The sequence below is a fragment of the Vannielia litorea genome (assembly GCF_019801175.1).
In the GTDB taxonomy this organism is placed as follows: Bacteria; Pseudomonadota; Alphaproteobacteria; order Rhodobacterales; family Rhodobacteraceae; genus Vannielia; species Vannielia litorea_B.
Genome location: NZ_JAHVJR010000001.1, coordinates 1,944,246 through 1,961,438, shown reverse-complemented (window position 1 = coordinate 1,961,438; position 17,193 = coordinate 1,944,246). Strand labels below are relative to the sequence as shown.

12 protein-coding genes and 1 pseudogene are annotated in these 17,193 nt (G+C 65.7%); 11 read left to right on the top strand and 2 right to left on the bottom strand.

What is annotated here, in order from left to right:
- Positions 1 to 78: 78 nt before the first annotated feature.
- The 6 genes from tssM to KUV38_RS09635 all read left to right on the top strand — a co-directional run bounded on the left by tssM (position 79) and on the right by KUV38_RS09635 (position 9,908).
- A complete protein-coding gene (gene tssM, locus KUV38_RS09660) occupies positions 79 to 3,672 on the top strand; it encodes a type VI secretion system membrane subunit TssM (RefSeq protein WP_222469842.1) in 3,594 nt (1,197 codons plus the stop codon).
- A 21-nt stretch (positions 3,673 to 3,693) separates the two neighbouring features.
- Positions 3,694 to 5,385, top strand: a complete 1,692-nt coding sequence (gene tagF, locus KUV38_RS09655) for a type VI secretion system-associated protein TagF (RefSeq protein WP_222469841.1) — start codon at positions 3,694 to 3,696, stop codon at positions 5,383 to 5,385.
- A gap of 74 nt (positions 5,386 to 5,459) precedes the next feature.
- Positions 5,460 to 6,239 carry a PP2C family protein-serine/threonine phosphatase gene (locus KUV38_RS09650; RefSeq protein ID WP_222469840.1) on the top strand — a complete coding sequence of 260 codons (780 nt, stop codon included), beginning with the start codon at positions 5,460 to 5,462 and terminating at the stop codon, positions 6,237 to 6,239.
- Positions 6,240 to 6,245: 6 nt separating this feature from the next.
- Positions 6,246 to 8,840 (top strand): protein kinase domain-containing protein, encoded by a 2,595-nt coding sequence (locus KUV38_RS09645; protein WP_222469839.1) that lies wholly within the window; start codon positions 6,246 to 6,248, stop codon positions 8,838 to 8,840.
- Between the two features lie 148 nt (positions 8,841 to 8,988).
- A complete protein-coding gene (gene aroQ / locus KUV38_RS09640; protein ID WP_222469838.1) occupies positions 8,989 to 9,426 on the top strand; it encodes a type II 3-dehydroquinate dehydratase in 438 nt (145 codons plus the stop codon).
- A 5-nt stretch (positions 9,427 to 9,431) separates the two neighbouring features.
- The gene (locus tag KUV38_RS09635) at positions 9,432 to 9,908 is read left to right on the top strand and encodes a GNAT family N-acetyltransferase (RefSeq protein WP_222469837.1); all 477 of its coding nucleotides are present in this window, start codon (positions 9,432 to 9,434) and stop codon (positions 9,906 to 9,908) included.
- A 3-nt stretch (positions 9,909 to 9,911) separates the two neighbouring features.
- Here the strand turns inward: KUV38_RS09635 and KUV38_RS09630 are convergent, their stop codons facing one another.
- Both KUV38_RS09630 and KUV38_RS09625 read right to left on the bottom strand, forming a co-directional pair.
- Positions 9,912 to 11,126 (bottom strand): threonine ammonia-lyase, encoded by a 1,215-nt coding sequence (locus KUV38_RS09630; protein WP_222469836.1) that lies wholly within the window; start codon positions 11,124 to 11,126, stop codon positions 9,912 to 9,914.
- 95 nt (positions 11,127 to 11,221) lie between these two features.
- Positions 11,222 to 11,629 (bottom strand): RidA family protein, encoded by a 408-nt coding sequence (locus tag KUV38_RS09625; RefSeq protein ID WP_222469835.1) that lies wholly within the window; start codon positions 11,627 to 11,629, stop codon positions 11,222 to 11,224.
- Between the two features lie 297 nt (positions 11,630 to 11,926).
- Here KUV38_RS09625 and KUV38_RS09620 point away from each other — a divergent pair, with 297 nt between their 5' ends.
- The 5 genes and pseudogenes from KUV38_RS09620 to KUV38_RS09600 all read left to right on the top strand — a co-directional run.
- Positions 11,927 to 13,030 (top strand): ABC transporter ATP-binding protein, encoded by a 1,104-nt coding sequence (locus KUV38_RS09620; protein ID WP_222469834.1) that lies wholly within the window; start codon positions 11,927 to 11,929, stop codon positions 13,028 to 13,030.
- An 81-nt stretch (positions 13,031 to 13,111) separates the two neighbouring features.
- Positions 13,112 to 14,221 carry an extracellular solute-binding protein gene (locus KUV38_RS09615; protein WP_222469833.1) on the top strand — a complete coding sequence of 370 codons (1,110 nt, stop codon included), beginning with the start codon at positions 13,112 to 13,114 and terminating at the stop codon, positions 14,219 to 14,221.
- Positions 14,222 to 14,309: 88 nt separating this feature from the next.
- Complete coding sequence (locus tag KUV38_RS09610; protein WP_074256164.1) at positions 14,310 to 14,612, top strand: DUF1330 domain-containing protein; 303 nt, start codon at positions 14,310 to 14,312, stop codon at positions 14,610 to 14,612.
- Positions 14,605 to 16,245: an ABC transporter permease gene (locus KUV38_RS09605; protein ID WP_222469832.1), complete on the top strand. Its 1,641-nt coding sequence runs from the start codon at positions 14,605 to 14,607 to the stop codon at positions 16,243 to 16,245. The genes KUV38_RS09610 and KUV38_RS09605 overlap by 8 nt, the downstream gene beginning before the upstream one ends.
- A gap of 20 nt (positions 16,246 to 16,265) precedes the next feature.
- A pseudogene (locus KUV38_RS09600) lies at positions 16,266 to 17,102 on the top strand (ABC transporter permease); the annotation flags it as partial.
- Positions 17,103 to 17,193: the final 91 nt, after the last annotated feature.

The following is a 17,193-nucleotide window of genomic DNA, read 5'->3' as shown; positions in this document are numbered from 1 at the left end:
GGGCGGCCCGGCCGCACGGCGCATCGGCGAGGGACGCCGGTTGAAATTCAAGCGCCCCCGGGGCGGAAGGAACGCGAGATGAAACGCTGGATCATCGGAACGCTGGTCGTCCTCTCTCTCATCCTGTGGTTCGTGGTGGTCTGGTTCGCCCTGCCGCTGGTCGGCTTTGGCGAGGCGACCCCGTTCGAGCCGGTCTGGGTGCGGGTGCTGATGATCGCCGTGGTCTGGCTCACGGTGGGCACGGTTTACCTGATCAAGTTCATCCGCCGCCGCCGTGCGGCCAAGAAGCTCGAAGAGGCCTTGACCGAGCAGGAGGTCACCGGCGACGGCGAGGTGCTTGGCGAGAAGATGACCGAGGCGATGGAGGTGCTCAAGAAGTCGAGCGGCTCCAAGTCGTTCCTCTACGATCTGCCGTGGTACATCATCATCGGCCCGCCCGGTTCGGGCAAGACGACGGCGCTGCTGAATTCGGGCGTGAAGTTTCCGCTCGCCGAGAAGGGCGAGGGCGCGGTGGCCGGCGTGGGCGGCACGCGCTATTGCGACTGGTGGTTCAGCGAAGAGGCGGTGCTGATCGACACCGCAGGCCGCTACACCACGCAGGACAGCGATGCAGAGGCCGATGGCAAGAGCTGGGCCAGCTTTCTGCAACTGCTCAAGGCGACCCGCGCCAACCAGCCGATCAACGGCGTGATGCTGGCGATCTCGCTGCAAGAGCTGATGACCGCGAGCCCGGGCGAGATCGAGACCCACGCCGAGATCATCCGCACCCGTCTCAATGAGATCAACGAGGAGCTGCGCGTCGATTTCCCGGTCTACGTGATGTTCACCAAGGCCGACCTGATCAGCGGCTTCATGGAGTTCTTCGGCTCCTTCAGCCAGTCGCGCCGCCAGAAGGTGTGGGGCCATACCTTCCAGACCGAAAGCAAGAAGGAGCAGACGGTCGAGCGGTTTGACGACGAGTACAAGGCGCTGGTGAACCGGCTCTCCGAGGAGGTCACGGACCGCCTTCAGGAAGAGCCTGACGGGATCAACCGGATCGCGATCTTCTCCTTCCCCGGTCAGGTGGCCATGCTGCGTGAGCGGCTGGGCGACTTCATGCGCGGGGTCTTTGGCCACACCCGCTACAAGGTGGCGGCCAACCTGCGTGGCTTCTACTTTACCTCGGGCACGCAGGAGGGCACCCCGATCGACCAGGTGCTGGGTGCGATGCAACGCAACTTCGGCGGCATGGCGCACGGCCAGATGTCTGGCAAGGCGAAGAGCTTCTTCCTGCACGACCTGCTGAAGAAGGTGATCTTTGCCGAGGCGGGGTGGGTCAGCACCGACAAGAGGGCGGTGCGCCGTGCCGCGATCTGGCGGTACTCGACGATCACGCTGATTGTGCTGGCGACCCTCGGGATGCTCGGCCTCTGGGGCCTGAGTTTTTACCAGAACCGCCAGCTGATCGATACGGCGGAGGCCGCGATCTCGGATTACGAGCTGGCGGCGCAGGACGAGATCAACACCGGGCGGGTGGAGGATATCGACCTGCTGCAGGTGCTGCCGCACCTCGAGATGCTGCGCAACATGCCGATGGGCTATGCCGACACCGCGACAGACACGCCGCTCAGCGAGCGCTTCGGCCTCAGTCAGCGCGGCTCTGTCCGCTCGGCGGCCAGCGTCACCTACCGGCAGGCGCTGGAGCGGATGTTCCGCTCGCGGCTGATCTTGCAACTGGAGCAGCAGCTTGAAGACTTCATCCGAACCGGCGAGGTGTTGGCGGTTTACAAGACGCTGAAGGTCTACAAGCTGCTGGGCAACCTCGCGCCGCAGAGCGATGACGAACTCATCATCGGCTACTTCCGCGACGACTGGCGCCGCAACACCTATGCCGGCACCAACCCCGAGACCCGCGCGGCACTGGAGTCGCACCTGTTGGCCATGCTGGAGCTGGACGCTGCGCAACAGCCCAGTTTCGAGCTGAACGGTGCGCTCATCGATCAGGGCGAGCGGCTGCTGGCACGGATGAACGTGGAAGATCAGGCCTACAGCCTCATCCTCGCCACCGCCGAGTTTGCCGGGATCGAGCCGTTCTCGATTGCCAACCGGGCCGGGCGCGATGCCGATTTGGTGCTGGAAGGGGTCAATGGCGAGGCGCTGGACGAGCTGGTGATCTCGCCGCTCTTCACCTACGCGGGCTTCCACGAGTTCTTCCTGCCGCAACTCAGCCAGATCGCCGACAACCTCACCAAGGACCAGTGGGTGATGGGTGAGTATGCCGCCGAGGCGCAGATCGAAGATCAGATCAAGGGCCTCGGTCCGGTGCTGCTGAAGCGCTACACGAACGACTGGATCGCCGAGTGGGACCGCGTGCTGGCCTCGGTCAAGCTGCGCCCGATGAGCGCCGACAAGCCTTCATACCAGGCCCTGGCGGCGGCCTCGGCGCCGCGCACCTCGCCGATCCTGCTGCTCACCACCGAGATCATGGAGGAGACCAGCCTCACCGCCGAATACAACAAGGGCGCAGACGAGCCGCCCGCGGGCATGGACGGTGCCGCCGATGCGGCGCAGGACGTGGCCGGGGACTTCGGCTCGCGGGCTGCGGCGGTTTTCGTCAACCGCCAGTCCGGCCTTGCGCGCATCGGTCTTGACGTAGTGTTCCGCAAAAGCCAGGAGCGGGCAGGGACCACCGGCGGTGGCGGTGGCGGGCAGGTGCGCCTGCCGGGTGCCGAGATCGAAGCTTACTATGCCGATTGGCACGACCTGATGGTCGGTGATCCGCCACAGCGCCGGATCGACTTTTTGATCCAGACGCTGGGCGATATGCAGCGCACGCTTATCACCGCCGTGGACTTCCCCGAGGTGGCCGACCGCGAGATGCCCGCCAAGCTGGGCGCGCTGAAGCAGGCCAGTTCGCGGTTGCCCAAGCCGATGGAGCGGATGATCCAGGAAGCGGTGGACGACTTCGAGGGCGATCAGGCGAACACTTCCGTGGCGCGGCTCAACGAGTTGCTGAACCAGCAGGTCACCCAGGTTTGCCAGGCGGTGATCGACAGCAAGTTCCCCTTCTCCAAGGCCTCGGCCCGCGATGTTGGCCTCGTGGACTTTGCCAAGCTCTTCGCGCCGCAGGGGGTGATGGACAGGTTCTTCCTCGAGAACCTCAGCCAATACGCCAACATCAACGGCACCAGCTGGACATGGAAAGACAGCGGCCCGCTGGCCGGCAAGCTCTCGACCTCGACGCTCAAGCAGTTCGAGCGGGCAGCGGCGATCCGCGATGCCTTCTTCCCGACCGGCGGGGGCATTCCGCAGATCGACATGGAAATCGTGCCGACCTCGCTGCATGGCGCGGTGGAGACGGCGCAGCTCACGATCAACGGGCAAGTGGTGCTGACCCGGCGCAAGGGCAACACGCCCGCAAACGTGAGCTGGCCCGGCAGCCTCTCAGGCAGCAACGTGGAGCTGGTCTTCACGCCCGAGATGCGCGGCCGCAAGTCGAACATGAGCGAGGGCGGGAGTTGGGCTTTTGTGAAGTTCCTCAACGCTGGCCGGCCCAAGGTTTCGGGCAATGTGATCGCGGTGCGCTACACCATCGACGGGCGGCACATCGCCTACAAGATGACGCTGGCGACCGATGTGAACCCCTTCTTCATGTCCGAACTCACCGAGTTCAAATGCCCGACCGGGCTCTGACGGGAGGCACCTGAGCACAGCATGCCTCTCGGTCTTTTCGGAAAACTGCCCGCCAAGGGCGACTTCATCACCCGGGCCATGCCGCCCGAGGTGCTGAGTTTCTGGGAAGGCTGGCTCGAGAAGGTCATGAGCGGGGCCAAGCACCATCTGGCGGGCGAATGGGGGCAGGTCTATGAGGCCAGCCCGGTCTGGCGGTTCTGGATTGGCCCCGGTGTCTTTGGCCATGCGATGGCGGGCGCGCTCACGGCTTCGGTCGACAGGGTGGGGCGGCAGTTTCCCCTGACGTTGGTGCTCTCGGGGATGGGGCCGCAGCATCCGGTGCCGCCGCTCTCGGACCCGATGGAAGACTGGTACGGCATGCTGGAGCGCGCGCTTCTGGCGGCCAAGTCGGCGCATTTCGATGGCGATGTGGACGGGTTTCTGGCCGCGCTGCCGGAGCCGAACGCCGCGCCCTGTGCCTTGGGCGAGGACCGGCGGAATGCCTTCTTTGCCTATGGTGAGCACGGGCTGGGACAGATGCTGGCCGACGTGCGCGACCACGATCACCAGCTTGCTGCCTTCGAGCGGAGCTATTGGTGGACGGGGGGCAACGACTATGTCGGCCCCGGAATGATCGCGCTGGACGGGATGCCCGATGCGGCGGGCTTCATGGCGATGTTGCGCGGCTTCGGGCCGCCCGCGCGGGTGCAGCAGCCTGCCGCCCCGCCGCGCCCGGCTGCAGGGGCCGTTGCTGCCAGCGCAGGGGCTGGGGCTGCTGCCGCCCGCCCGCGCGAGACCACTGTGCCGCCGCGCGACTTGATCGGCGATGCCGAAGAGGCCGAAGCCGCCGCCGCATGGGGCGCGGAGGCCTCCCGCGAGGAGTTGGCATGGGCTACGCCCTCGGACGCGGTGGATGATGCCAGTTGGACTGATGCGATCACCGGTGACGAGGCAGAAAGCCCGTTTGATGCGCCGCGCGAGGATTGGGACTTTCCGGATGCGGGTTCGGCCAAGGATACGCCGCCCGAGCCTGAGCCAGAGGTTGCGCCCGAGCCGGAGCCGGAACCCGAGCCGGAGGAAGACCTCTTCGATGCTGGTCCTGAGCCTTATGGCATCGGAGGCAGCGCGGCAGAGGGCGATATTTACGCCAGCCTGAGTGAGCCGGACGAAGAGGCAGAAGAAGCCGAGGTTGCCGTCGAGGCAGAGTCCGAAGAAACGCCGACCATGCCGCCGTCGCTGCGCGGTGGCGCGGCAGAAGAGGCGCCGGAGGCTGAGAGCGAGGCCGAGGCGGATGCGCCCGCGGAGGCGCCCGGGGCTGGGGCTGTTGTGGATGTGTCGATGGTGGTCGACGAGGATTTTGAGATTCCCGGCGACGAGGAAGAGGCCGCGGAAGCACCTGCTGAGCGCGGCCCGGTGATCGACGTGTCGATGGTTGCCGAGGACGATTACGAGATCGAGGATGATCCCGCCCCGGACGGTGAGCCGGAGGAGGCCGCCGAGCCGGTATCGGACGACGCGCAGGCCACCGAGGAGGCCCCGGAGGAGGCCGAGCCGGTGCTGGAGGCGCATGCGGAGGAGGCCGGCGGAGACGGGCCCGCCGCAGAGGAGGATCTGCCGGAAGGGGAGGACAGCCCCTTTGGCGGACCGCCGGAAGACGGGGAAGACGGTGGTTTGGGGCAAAAGAAATCGGGCCTCAGGGGGTTCTTCTCCCTGCGCGGGCGCGGGAAGGATTGACCCTTGACCGCCCGTAACAGAAACTTGGCAAACGCCGCTACACGCGAGGGCCCCGGGGACAGGGCGTTGACGCTATGAATGCAAAGCAGTTCAGGTTCGAGACCGGGGAGATCAGCCATACCGGCTATGCCCGCGACCACAACGAGGACAACCTCTACACGTTTCCCGATGGGGGCATGTGGGTTGTGGCCGACGGAATGGGCGGGCACCACGGCGGCGATTTTGCCTCGGGTGCGATCGTTCAGCACCTCGCAACCGTGGGCCGCGCAACCTCTGCCCCCGACCTTCAGGCCCGCTTCGTGGAGCGGATCACCCGCGCCAACGGCCAGATCCAGCAACACGCGATGAGCCAGGGCGCGACCATCGGCTCGACCGTGGTGTCGCTGCTGGTGTTCGAACAGCATTTTGCCTGCGTCTGGTCGGGGGACAGCCGGGTTTACCTCATTCGCGACGGTCAGCTGACCCAGCTGAGCCGCGATCACACCGAGGCCAACGAGTTGCTGGACCGGGGCGCGATCACCCCCGAGGAGGCGGCCAACTGGCCGCGCAAGAACGTCATCACCCGCGCGATCGGCGTGCATCCCGATGTGCATCTGGATCACAAATACGGCACGCTCAGAAACCGCGACACCTTCATCCTGTGCTCCGACGGGCTGACCGCCCATGTGGAAGATCATGAAATCCTTGAAATTGCACGAAAGCATCAGCCGCAGAAAGCCTGTGACATGCTGCTCGACCTGACCTTGCAACGCGGCGCGACCGACAATACCACCGTTGTCGTGGTCCGTGCCTTTGACAAGACCGAGGTCACACCGATGACGGCGATCTTCGATCTGCCGCAAGAAGGGATCTAAGGCCCAATGGCCAGCGACGAGCAGGAAAACTCGAAGCCTGACAGTCAGAAGACTGTCATCAGCACGGCGGCTCCCACCGGCGTGGCGATTGGCACGCAGATCATGGGCACCTTCGAGATCACCGAGCACATTGCCACCGGCGGCATGGGCGAGGTGTATCGGGGCTTCAACATTCACACCGAGGAGCCGGTGGCGATCAAGATCGTGCTCGCCGCCCTCGCGCATGACGAGAAGATCCTGAGCCTCTTCCAGAAAGAGGCCACGGTGCTGGGCCGCCTGCACCATGATGCCATCGTCCGCTACATGCTCTTCACCGTCGATCCGGGCATCCAGCGTGCCTGTCTGGTGATGGAATTCGTCGAGGGCCGCTCCCTCGCCGATTACTACGCCGAAGAGGGCAAGATGCCCGTCGAGGACGTGAAGACGATGATGCGCCGGGTCGCCTCGGGCCTGCAGAAGGCGCATGACCTCGGCGTGGTCCACCGCGACCTCAGCCCCGACAACGTTGTCATTCAGGACGGGCTGATCAGCCATACCAAGATCATCGACTTCGGCATCGCCAAGTCGGCCAACTTCGGTGGCGGCACGCTGCTGGGCGGGCAGTTTGCGGGCAAGTACGGCTACGTCAGCCCCGAGCAGCTGGGCCGCTTCAAGGGCGTGATCGAGGGCACCTCAGACATCTACTCGCTGGCCCTTGTGGCTGCAGCCGCCTGCCGCGGCGAGCCGATCGACATGGGCGATAGCCCGGCCGAGGCGGTGGAGCGGCGGATGGATGTGCCGGACCTCTCGGGCGTGCATGACGAGCTGCGCCCGCTGCTGGAGATGATGCTCTCGCCCGATCCGGCCAACCGGCCGGAGAGCATGGCGAAGGTGCTGGAGTACATCGACAACCCCGCCGCGCTGGCCGGGGGCGCCGCACCTTTGGGCGCGGTTCCGGGGCCGGGTGGCTCGGTGCCGCCGCAACAATCGGTGCCGCCGCAATATTCGCAGCCGCCGCAGAGCATTCCGCCACAGCAGAGCATGCCGCCGGGCGGTGGCCCGACGGTGATTTCGCAGCCGCCGCAATACGCCTTTACCACCCCGCCGCAACAGAGCATGCCACCGCAAAGCATGCCGCCGCAGGACGTGAACACCGACAGTCCCTTCCCGGGATCGGTGCCGCCGCAGCGCACCGGCGTGGGCACCACTCTGCCGCCCGCCTCCACCGTGCCGCCGCCGCAGCCGGCGGAGAAGAAGGGCAAGGGTGGCCTGATCGCGGCTCTGCTCGCGCTCGTCATCGTTGGCGGCGGGGCAGGGGCCTATTTTGGCGGCTTCATTCCCGGCGTGAACCAAGGCGGGGGCGGGACCGGCACCGAGGGGACGGATGGGACCACCGGGACGGACGGAACAGATGGCACCACGACCACGGCCGGTGGCGATGGCACCACCACAACGGGCTGCGCTGGCACGGTGCGGTTTGACGATAGCGGCAACCCGATCGACGATTGCGACGACGGCACCGATGCGACTGATGGTGGTGACACGACCACCGCAGACGGGGGCGACACCACCCCAACGACCGATGGTGGCGATACGACAACGGCCGACGGGGGTGATACGACGACGACCGCCGATGGCGGCGATACCACCACGGACGGGGGCGACACGACCACCGCCACTGATGGTGGGGATGACACCACCGATGGCGGCGACACCACGACCACGGCGGATGGTGGCGACACCACGACCGATGGCGACACCACGACCGATGGCGGCGATACGACCACCACGGCCGACAACACCACCGACACAGATGGCACGGATACGACCGATGGCGCCAACACCACCGCCCCGCCGGATCAGCTGGCAGGCGGCGAGATCGGCCCCGTCGATGACAGCCTGAGCGCCACTGAAGGCACGGTGATTGCCAGAGAAGAGACCCCGACCACGCCGGGGCAGATCGACTTTGGCACCATCGGGCGAATGATCTCTTGGGTGAACAGCTATTCCACCCCGCTCTGCGTGCATGTCGGCATCCGCTCGGCGGTGCCCGACGAGTTCGAGATCGAAGGCTATGCCACCTCGGTCGACCCGCTCTACGAGCTGCTCACCGCCTTCCGCGAGGAGTTCGACACCGATCCCAAGATCGGCGCGCGGCTGGTGGATGACAGCCAGTGCTCGGTGGTGACCTTCGTGAAGAACATCACCCGCTCCGAGGCCCGACCGCCAGCGCTGAAGCTCGACCGGGACGTGCTGAAGGCGGGCGATCCGATCCGTGGGACCATCGACCTGATCGAAGGCCGCACCATTACGCTCTTCCTGATCGACAGCCGGGGCGGCGCCTATAACCTCACCTCGCGGCTGAAGCCGCAGGAGGATGGCACTGCGACCTTTGCGCTGGCGCTGCGCCCGCAGGGGGCGGATGACCGTGAGATCGTGCCCTACCTGATGCTGGCCATCGCGACCGAGAACAAGATTGGCAGCGCCGATACGCAGGCAGGCACGCCGACCAGCAGCCTGATGCCGATCATCCAGGCAGAGATCCGTCAGCGTGGCACTGCGGAGCAGAATGCCGCTTCGGCTGCCCTTGGATACTTCCGCTTCGACGACGACGCACAATAGGGGCCGCCTGCGCGGCGGCTGTTCAATGGCGCGCCTGCGACGCATTCCATGTTTTGCCGGGCGCTCCGTGGCGGGCTGTGCGCGCCGCCACGAGGCTTGATCTTGCCGGCGCGGGCAGGGAAAAGGGCGGGGCGACGCGGAGGAACATATGGCAAAGCGCATCTACATCCTGAACGGCCCCAACCTGAACCTGCTGGGCAAGCGCCAGCCGGAGATTTACGGCCACGAGACCCTCGATGACGTGACCGAGGCCTGCCGCAAGGTGGCGGGCAAGGTGGAGATCCGCGCCGAGCAGAGCAACTACGAGGGCGGGCTGGTGGAGCTGATCCACGAGGCGCGGCAGGACGGGCTGGGCATTGTGCTTAACGCCGGAGCCTATACCCACACCTCGGTGGCGATCCTCGATGCGCTGAACACCTTTGAGGGGCCGGTGATGGAGGTGCATATCTCCAACGTCCACAAGCGCGAGAGCTTCCGGCACCACAGCTACATCTCGCTGAGGGCCGATGGCATCATCGTGGGCTGCGGCACGCAGGGCTACGAGCTGGCGGTGAGCCGCATCCTGCGGATGACCGGCGAGGGCTGAGGCGGGTGGCTGGAGAGTTCAAGGTCATCCCGGCGGGGGAGGCGGCGCGGCCTGTCATCGCCAACCTGCTCCAGCTCTATCTTTATGACATGGCGCCCTACTTCGGTGCCCGGGTCAATGCGGCGGGGCGCTATGACCATGACATCCTCGAAGAGGCATGGGCGCACCCCTATCTCTTTACGCTGGAGGGCGCTCCTGCGGGCTTTGCCCTGATCACCCGTGAGTGCACCATCCGCGAGCGCGGCCCCTGCTGGTATGTCGCCGAGTTCGGGATCCTGCGGCCCTATCAGGAGCGCGGCCTCGGGCGGCGGGCGTTTCAGGCGCTGCTGGAGGCCAATCCCGGTGAGTGGGAGGTTACGTGGTATGACGGCAACCGCCCTGCCAGCGCCTTCTGGCCACGGGTGATCCCGCAGGCTGGGCGCGAGGAGCACCGGTTGCAAGTGAACGGGATGGATTGGACCTCGGTCGCCTTTAACGTCTGAAGGCTAAACGGCCTCTGACCCGATCCGGAGCGCGAAGCCTGCCGCCTTCAGCGCGGCGGTGATCTCTTCCACATGGCCTGCGTCGCGCGCCTCGATCACCACCTCGAGTTCGGCCTGCTTGAGCGCCACCGATTGCATCATCCGCTGGTGGATCACCTCGACCACATTGGCGCCCGCCTCGCCGATGATGGCGGCGATCTGGGCGAGCTGGCCGGGGCGGTCATCGAGCTTGAAGATCAGCCGGGTGATGCGCCCATCGCGCACGAGGCCGCGCAGGATGAGGGTGGAGAGCATCCGGCTGTCGATGTTGCCACCGCAGACGACGAGGCCGACCTGCTGGCCCTTGAAGCGCTCGGCGTTCTTCTTGATCACAGCGAGGCCCGCACCCGCCGCGCCCTCGGCCACCAGCTTCTCGTGCGAGAGCAGATCGAAGACGGCGTCCTCGATCTCGGCCTCGGTGGCGAGGTCGATCCGGTCGACTGTGCGGCGGATGATCTCGATATTGGCGGGGGAGGGCGCGCGGACGGCGATGCCCTCGGCGAGGGTTGCGCCGAGGGTCTGGCCCGGGTGGCCCTCGACCGCCGCTTTGACCGCGTCGAAGGCCTCGGCCTGCGCGCCCACCACATGGACCTCGGGCTTGAGCGCCTTTGCCGCCGTGGCCATGCCCGCGATCAGCCCGCCGCCGCCCACGGGCACGACGATGGTATCGAGCTGCGGGTTCTGCTCCAGCATTTCGAGCGCCACGGTGCCTTGGCCTGCGGCGACCACAGGGTCATCGAACGGGTGGATGAAGGTCAGCCCGCGCCTGGCGGCCAGATCAAGGGTGAAGGCCACGCTCTCGTCAAACCCGGTGCCGTGGAGCACGACCTCGGCGCCGAAGTCGCCGGTGCGCTTGACCTTGTTGAAGGGCGTGCCCTCGGGCATGACGATGACGGAGGGGATGCCGAGCCGGGTGGCGTGATAGGCCACGCCCTGCGCATGGTTGCCCGCCGAGCAGGCGATGACGCCCGCCGCGCGCTCGGCCTCTGTCAGCGTCAGCAGCTTGGCGAGAGCCCCGCGGGCCTTGAAGGCGTTGGTATGCTGGAGGTTTTCCAGCTTCAGGTAGAGCTCCAGACCCAGCATCATCGAGAGCCGGGCGGCGCGCACCAGCGGGGTGCGCACCGTGTCGGGCGCAATGGCGGCGTGGGTCTGGCGGATGAGGTCGGCGGTCAGGTCCATGGGCTGCGTGTCCTTCCGGGGGTGCGGGAGGGGTGGACCCGGCCTGCGCCAATGTCAACGCATCAGCGGCAGATCAGCGGTGTATTAAGGGCGCATTACCCCGGCAGGCGCACCACCATTTCGATCTCGATCTTCAAGTCTGGCCCTGCCAGCGCAGCCACGCCGATGCCGGTGATCGAGGGAGCCGCGCCCTCAAGCCATGCCAGCACGAGTGGAAAGCTCTCGCCCATTGCCGCGTCATCGAGGCCCACCACGTAGAGCCGCAGCATGGCGATATCGGCGGGGCTGGCGCCAAGGTCGGCCAGCGCGGCGGCGCAGTTGGCCAGCGCCGCCTCGGTCTGAGCTGCGAGGCCTTCCGGGACCGGCGCACCGCCGGGCAGGGCGGCGACCTGGCCGGAGACGAAGGCCATGCGGCCCGGCTCCACCACCGAGATTTGGGAATAGCCCAAAGCGGTGCTGTCGGGCATGGCGGCGGGGTTCAGGCGGGTGATCGGGGCGGGCATGAGGCATCCTTTCGTTGCGTTACCCCAGCATTTGGATAGGGCGCGGCAAAGCGCACGCGGCCTCCTGACAGGGCATGTCAGCAGGCTGTGGGTTCACAGCGCGCGCAACTTTCATGCAAAGGGCGGCGGTGCTGCGCCGCATTTGTGCGTGGGGAACACCTGTGCCGAAAGCACGCAAAATTGCCCAAAATTCTCGCAAATGCCCATTGTAATGCCGCCCGACGCTTGTTTTAGTCTGGGGTCACAGGGAGCGGTTGCCTGGGGAGGCGACCGGAAAAACCAGACAAAGGAGCGGCCTTGCTAGATCAGTCCGCCGATGGCGCCTTCGTAGAGTTCGAACGCGTCCAGAAGAGTTACGACGGCGAAACGCTTGTCGTGAAGGATCTCAACCTTTCGATGCCCAGGGGCGAGTTTCTGACGATGCTCGGCCCGTCAGGCTCGGGCAAGACCACCTGCCTGATGATGCTGGCCGGCTTCGAGACGGCGACCCACGGCGACATCCGCCTCGCGGGCAAGCCGATCAACAACATCCCGCCGCACAAGCGCGGCATCGGCATGGTGTTTCAGAACTACGCGCTGTTTCCGCATATGACGGTGGCCGAGAACCTCTCGTTCCCGCTCGAAGTGCGGGGCATGAGCGCCAGCGAGCGCGAGGGCAAGATCAAGCGCGCGCTCGACATGGTGCAGATGGGGGCCTTTGGCGGCCGCCGTCCGGCGCAGCTTTCGGGCGGTCAGCAGCAGCGTGTGGCCTTGGCCCGCGCGCTGGTGTTCGAGCCGGAGCTGGTGCTGATGGACGAGCCGCTGGGCGCGCTCGACAAGCAACTGCGCGAGCACATGCAGTTCGAGATCACGCGGCTGGCGCATGAGCTGGGGATCACCACGGTTTACGTAACCCACGACCAGACCGAGGCGCTCACCATGTCGGACCGCGTGGCGGTGTTCGACGACGGGCGCATCCAGCAGCTTGCGCCGCCGGACGAGCTTTACGAGGCGCCGCAGAACAGCTTCGTGGCCCAGTTCATCGGTGAGAACAACACGCTCGAGGGCGTGGTTGCCGAGCTGAAGGACGGGATCGCCATGGTCAAGCTCGATGGCTCCGACGCGGTGATCGAGGCCAAGGCGGTGAACGTCGACAAGGTCGGCGACCGCACCCGCGTGTCGATCCGCCCCGAGCGGGTGGAGACCAACCCCGACCGCTTGCAGGACAACGCCCATACACTTCAGGCCGAGGTGCTGGAGTTCATCTACATGGGCGACATCTACCGCACCCGCCTGAAGGTGGCGGGCAACGAGAATTTCGTGGTGAAAACCCGCAACGCGCCTGATGTGGCGCGGATGACACCGGGCCAGACGGTTCAGATCGGCTGGCTCCCCGAGGATTGCCGCGCGCTCGACGCCTGAGCGACGCGGCTCGCGGCCCTGCCTGCCCGGGGTGGGGCGCGGACGATAAAACACGGGCATGACAACAAGGAGTGCATACGCATGACCATGAAGAAAACCATTCTGGCGACGACCGCCCTGACCCTCGTGGCAGGCGGCGTGGCCGCGCAAGACATGGCCGACAGCATGACTGTCGTCTCCTGGGGCGGCGCCTATCAGGCCTCGCAGCAGAAGGCCTACACCGAGCCCTATCTGGCCGCGAATGACGGCGTTTCCGTCACCTGGGATGAAAGCTCCCCCGAGGCCGTGGCCAAGCTGCGCGCCATGAACGAGGCCGGCAACATCACCTGGGATCTCGTCGACGTGGAAGCCGCCGACGCCATCCGCCTGTGCGACGAAGGCCTCGCGATGGAGTATGACCCCGAGGAGCTGGCTGCCTCTCCCGATGGCACCTCTGCCGAGGATGACTTCGGCGATATGCTGGTGAGCGACTGCTTCATCCCCCAGATCGTGTTCTCGACAACCTTCGGCTACCGCACCGACATGGTGCCTGAGGGCGTTGAGCCGCCGACCGGCGCCTGCGACGTGTTCGACCTCGAGAAGTACCCGGGCAAGCGCGCGCTGAACAAGCAGCCGATCGCCAACATGGAGTGGGCGCTGCTCTGCGACGGCGTGGCCTACGATGACGTGTACGACGTGCTCGAAACCGACGAAGGCCAGGCACAGGCCTTTGCCAAGCTCGACACCATCAAGGACGAGACCATCTGGTGGTCGGCTTCCGCCGAACCGATCCAGATGCTGGCTGACGGCGAGGTCTTCATGGGCTCCGCCTACAACGGTCGCCTGTTCTCGGCCATCGTCGAGCAGGACCAGCCGATCGGCATGGCCTGGGATTGGCAGATGTTCGACATCGACGGCTGGGTCGTGCCCGCCGGTCTGCCCGAGGATCGTCTGGCCCGTGTGAAGGACTTCCTGTTCTACGCCACCGACACCCAGCGTCTGGCGGATCAGGCCAAGTACATCTCCTACGGTCCGGCCCGCGCGTCTTCTGCCCCGCTGGTGGGTCAGCACGCCGAGCTCGGCATCGAGATGGCACCCCACATGCCGACCGATCCGAACAACGCGGAGAACACCTTCGTGAACAACTACAGCTGGTGGGCTGACTACCGCGACGATCTGGACGCCAAGTTCCAGGCCTGGCTCGCGCAGTAACACCTGCACCGGGTGGGTCTAGCCCACCCTACAGCATCGGGCGGTCCCTCAGCGGGGCCGCCCCACCAAGAACACTAGGGGGACGACCATGCCCAAGGGCTACATCATCGGCCATATCGTCGTGAACGATCCGGAAGGCTACAAGGCCTACGTCACCGGCGACACGCCCATCCTCAAGGCTCATGGCGCGCGCTTCCTTGTCCGTGGCGGCAAGTCCGAGGCGCCGGAGGGCGATGTGCCCGAGGGCCAGCGCCATGTGGTCTTCGAGTTCGACTCATTCGAGGCCGCCAAGGCCGCCTATGAAGACCCTGCCTATCAGGAGATCTCGCTGATCCGGAAGGCCACCGCCGAGAGCACGATTATCCTCGTTGAAGGGCACACGGATGTCTGATGTGCCCGCCGCAACGCCGCAGGACGAGACCGACGCCGCAGGTCGGCTTGTCGCCGCAGACGGCACCCCGCTGAAGCGCAGCCTCGCGCGCGCCCTGCGCCGCCAGAAGCTGCGCGCGCTTTTGCTGATCGCGCCGCTGCTGCTGTTCATCCTGCTGACCTTCATCGCGCCCATCGCCGACATGCTGTTCCGCTCGGTCGAGAACGACATCGTCAGCCGCACCCTGCCAGAGACGGTGGAGACGCTGGAAGAGTGGGATTATTCAAGCGGCGAGCTGCCCGATGACGCGGCCTACCTCGCGCTCTACCGCGACCTTTCGGTCGCCACCGAATACAAGACACACACCCGCCTCGGCTCCCGCCTGAATTACGAAACCTCGGGCATCTCCTCGCTCTTCCGCAAGACCGGCCGGGGCGTGGAAGACATGGGCGAGCTGTATCAGGACCAGTTCGAGGATCTCGACGCGGCGTGGAAAGAGCCTGAAACATGGGCCCGGCTGATGGCCTCGGAAGAGTGGCTCGCCGCGGAAGACCGCGCGGCCACGCCGCTGGAGCTGCGCGACGGGATCGCCGGGGCGCTGCCCAACACCGCCCGCGCCTATGAGCAGTTCGCGGAGTTCACGCAAAACGAGGATGGCGACGACCCGGCCGAGGAAGACCCCTGGGCCTATGTCTACGCCATGCTCTGGCTCGACCTGACCGGCCCGGTGCAGATGGATGCCTACCAAGGCCCCGACGCGGCCCTGCTGGAAGCCGCCGCCGAGGCGGCACCCGGCTTCGAGAGCCAGACGTGGCGCGCGGGCTTTGCCGACATCGACAACGACTGGGAGGATGTCGAGGTCTGGGGCACGATCAAGGCCTACTCGGGCGAGTTCACCTCGGGCTACTTCCTCAACTCGGTCGACCTGCAACTCACGCCAGAGGGCATCGAGAAGCAGGACGAGAACCAGCGCATCTATCTCAAGCTGTTCTGGCGCACGATCGTCATGTCTCTCGCAATCACCTTCAGCTGCATCCTGCTGGGCTACCCGGTGGCGTGGCTGCTGGCCAACCTGCCGATGCGGGTGAGCAATGTGCTGATGATCCTCGTGTTGCTGCCGTTCTGGACTTCGCTTCTGGTGCGGACCAGCGCGTGGAAGGTGCTGCTGCAACAGCAGGGGGTGATCAACGATATCCTCGTCTGGATCGGGCTCATATCCGATGCCAACCGTTTGGTGATGATCAACAACGTCACCGGCACGATCATCGCGATGACGCATATCCTGCTGCCCTTCATGATCCTGCCGATGTACTCGGTGATGCAGACCATTCCGCCGAGCTACCTGCGTGCGGCAAAATCGCTGGGCGCGACCAACTGGGTGGCCTTCTGGCGGGTCTATTTTCCGCAATCGGTGCCAGGCATCGGGGCGGGGTCGATCCTCGTGTTCATCCTTGCCATCGGCTACTACATCACGCCCGAACTGGTGGGCGGGACCAAGGGGGTCTTTATCTCGAACCGGATCGCCTACCACATCTCGACCTCGCTCAACTGGGGCCTCGCGGCCGCGCTGGGCACGATTCTTCTGGCAGCGGTTCTGCTGCTCTACTGGGCCTATGACAAGATCGTGGGCATCGACAACGTGAAGCTGGGGTAGGGCAGATGGCAGTTCCAACATATGCAACGACGGGCCAGCGGATCTGGTATTACGGCTTCCGGGTGATCTGCGGGCTGATCTTCTTCTTCCTGATCGCTCCGATCCTCGTGATCATTCCGCTGAGCTTCAACGCCGAGGACTTCTTCACCTTCACGCCGGAGATGCTGAGCTTCGATCCCGAGGGATACTCGCTGAAGCACTACCGCGACTTCTTCACCAACTCCGACTGGCAGCAGGCCCTGCGCAACTCGGTGAGCATCGCGCCGGTGGCGACGCTGCTTTCGGTTGGTTTCGGCACGCTGGCGGCCATTGGCCTTTCGTCCGAGCATGTGCCGTTCCGCCGGGCGATCATGGCGATCCTGATTTCGCCGATGATCGTGCCGCTGATCATCTCGGCGGCGGGGATGTACTTCTTCTACTCCCGCGTCGGGCTGCAGGGCACCTACGTTGGCGTCGTGCTGGCGCATGCGGCGCTGGGCATTCCCTTCGTCATCATCACCGTCACGGCCACGCTGGTAGGCTTCGACCGCTCGCTCACGCGGGCGGCGGCCTCGATGGGCGCGGACCCGGTGCGCACCTTCTTCAAGGTGCAGATGCCGCTGATCCTGCCCGGCGTGATCTCCGGTGCGCTCTTTGCCTTCATCACCAGTTTCGACGAGGTGGTGGTGGTGCTCTTCGTGGGCTCCGCAGGGCAGAAGACGCTGCCGTGGCAGATGTTCATCGGGCTGCGCGAGCAGATCTCGCCGACCATCCTTGCCGTGGCCACGCTTCTGGTGGTGATCTCCATCGCCCTGCTGGCAAGTGTCGAGATGCTGCGGCGGCGGAGCGAGCGCCTCAGGGGAATGTCACCCGGCTGAGCTTTCGGACTGGGGGTTTCACACCCCCAGACCCCCGTGGAGATATTTCCGGCAAGAAAATGCACGACGCGTGGGGACAATTTGAATCGAA

Excerpts from the sequence above, each read along its gene's own strand:
- tssM (WP_222469842.1), top strand. The coding sequence starts at position 79 with ATGAAACGCTGGATCATCGGAACGCTGGTCGTCCTCTCTCTCATCCTG.
- tagF (WP_222469841.1), top strand. The coding sequence starts at position 3,694 with ATGCCTCTCGGTCTTTTCGGAAAACTGCCCGCCAAGGGCGACTTCATC.
- KUV38_RS09650 (WP_222469840.1), top strand. The coding sequence starts at position 5,460 with ATGAATGCAAAGCAGTTCAGGTTCGAGACCGGGGAGATCAGCCATACC.
- KUV38_RS09645 (WP_222469839.1), top strand. The coding sequence starts at position 6,246 with ATGGCCAGCGACGAGCAGGAAAACTCGAAGCCTGACAGTCAGAAGACT.
- aroQ (WP_222469838.1), top strand. The coding sequence starts at position 8,989 with ATGGCAAAGCGCATCTACATCCTGAACGGCCCCAACCTGAACCTGCTG.
- KUV38_RS09630 (WP_222469836.1), bottom strand. The coding sequence starts at position 11,126 with ATGGACCTGACCGCCGACCTCATCCGCCAGACCCACGCCGCCATTGCG.
- KUV38_RS09625 (WP_222469835.1), bottom strand. The coding sequence starts at position 11,629 with ATGCCCGCCCCGATCACCCGCCTGAACCCCGCCGCCATGCCCGACAGC.
- KUV38_RS09615 (WP_222469833.1), top strand. The coding sequence starts at position 13,112 with ATGACCATGAAGAAAACCATTCTGGCGACGACCGCCCTGACCCTCGTG.
- KUV38_RS09610 (WP_074256164.1), top strand. The coding sequence starts at position 14,310 with ATGCCCAAGGGCTACATCATCGGCCATATCGTCGTGAACGATCCGGAA.
- KUV38_RS09605 (WP_222469832.1), top strand. The coding sequence starts at position 14,605 with ATGTCTGATGTGCCCGCCGCAACGCCGCAGGACGAGACCGACGCCGCA.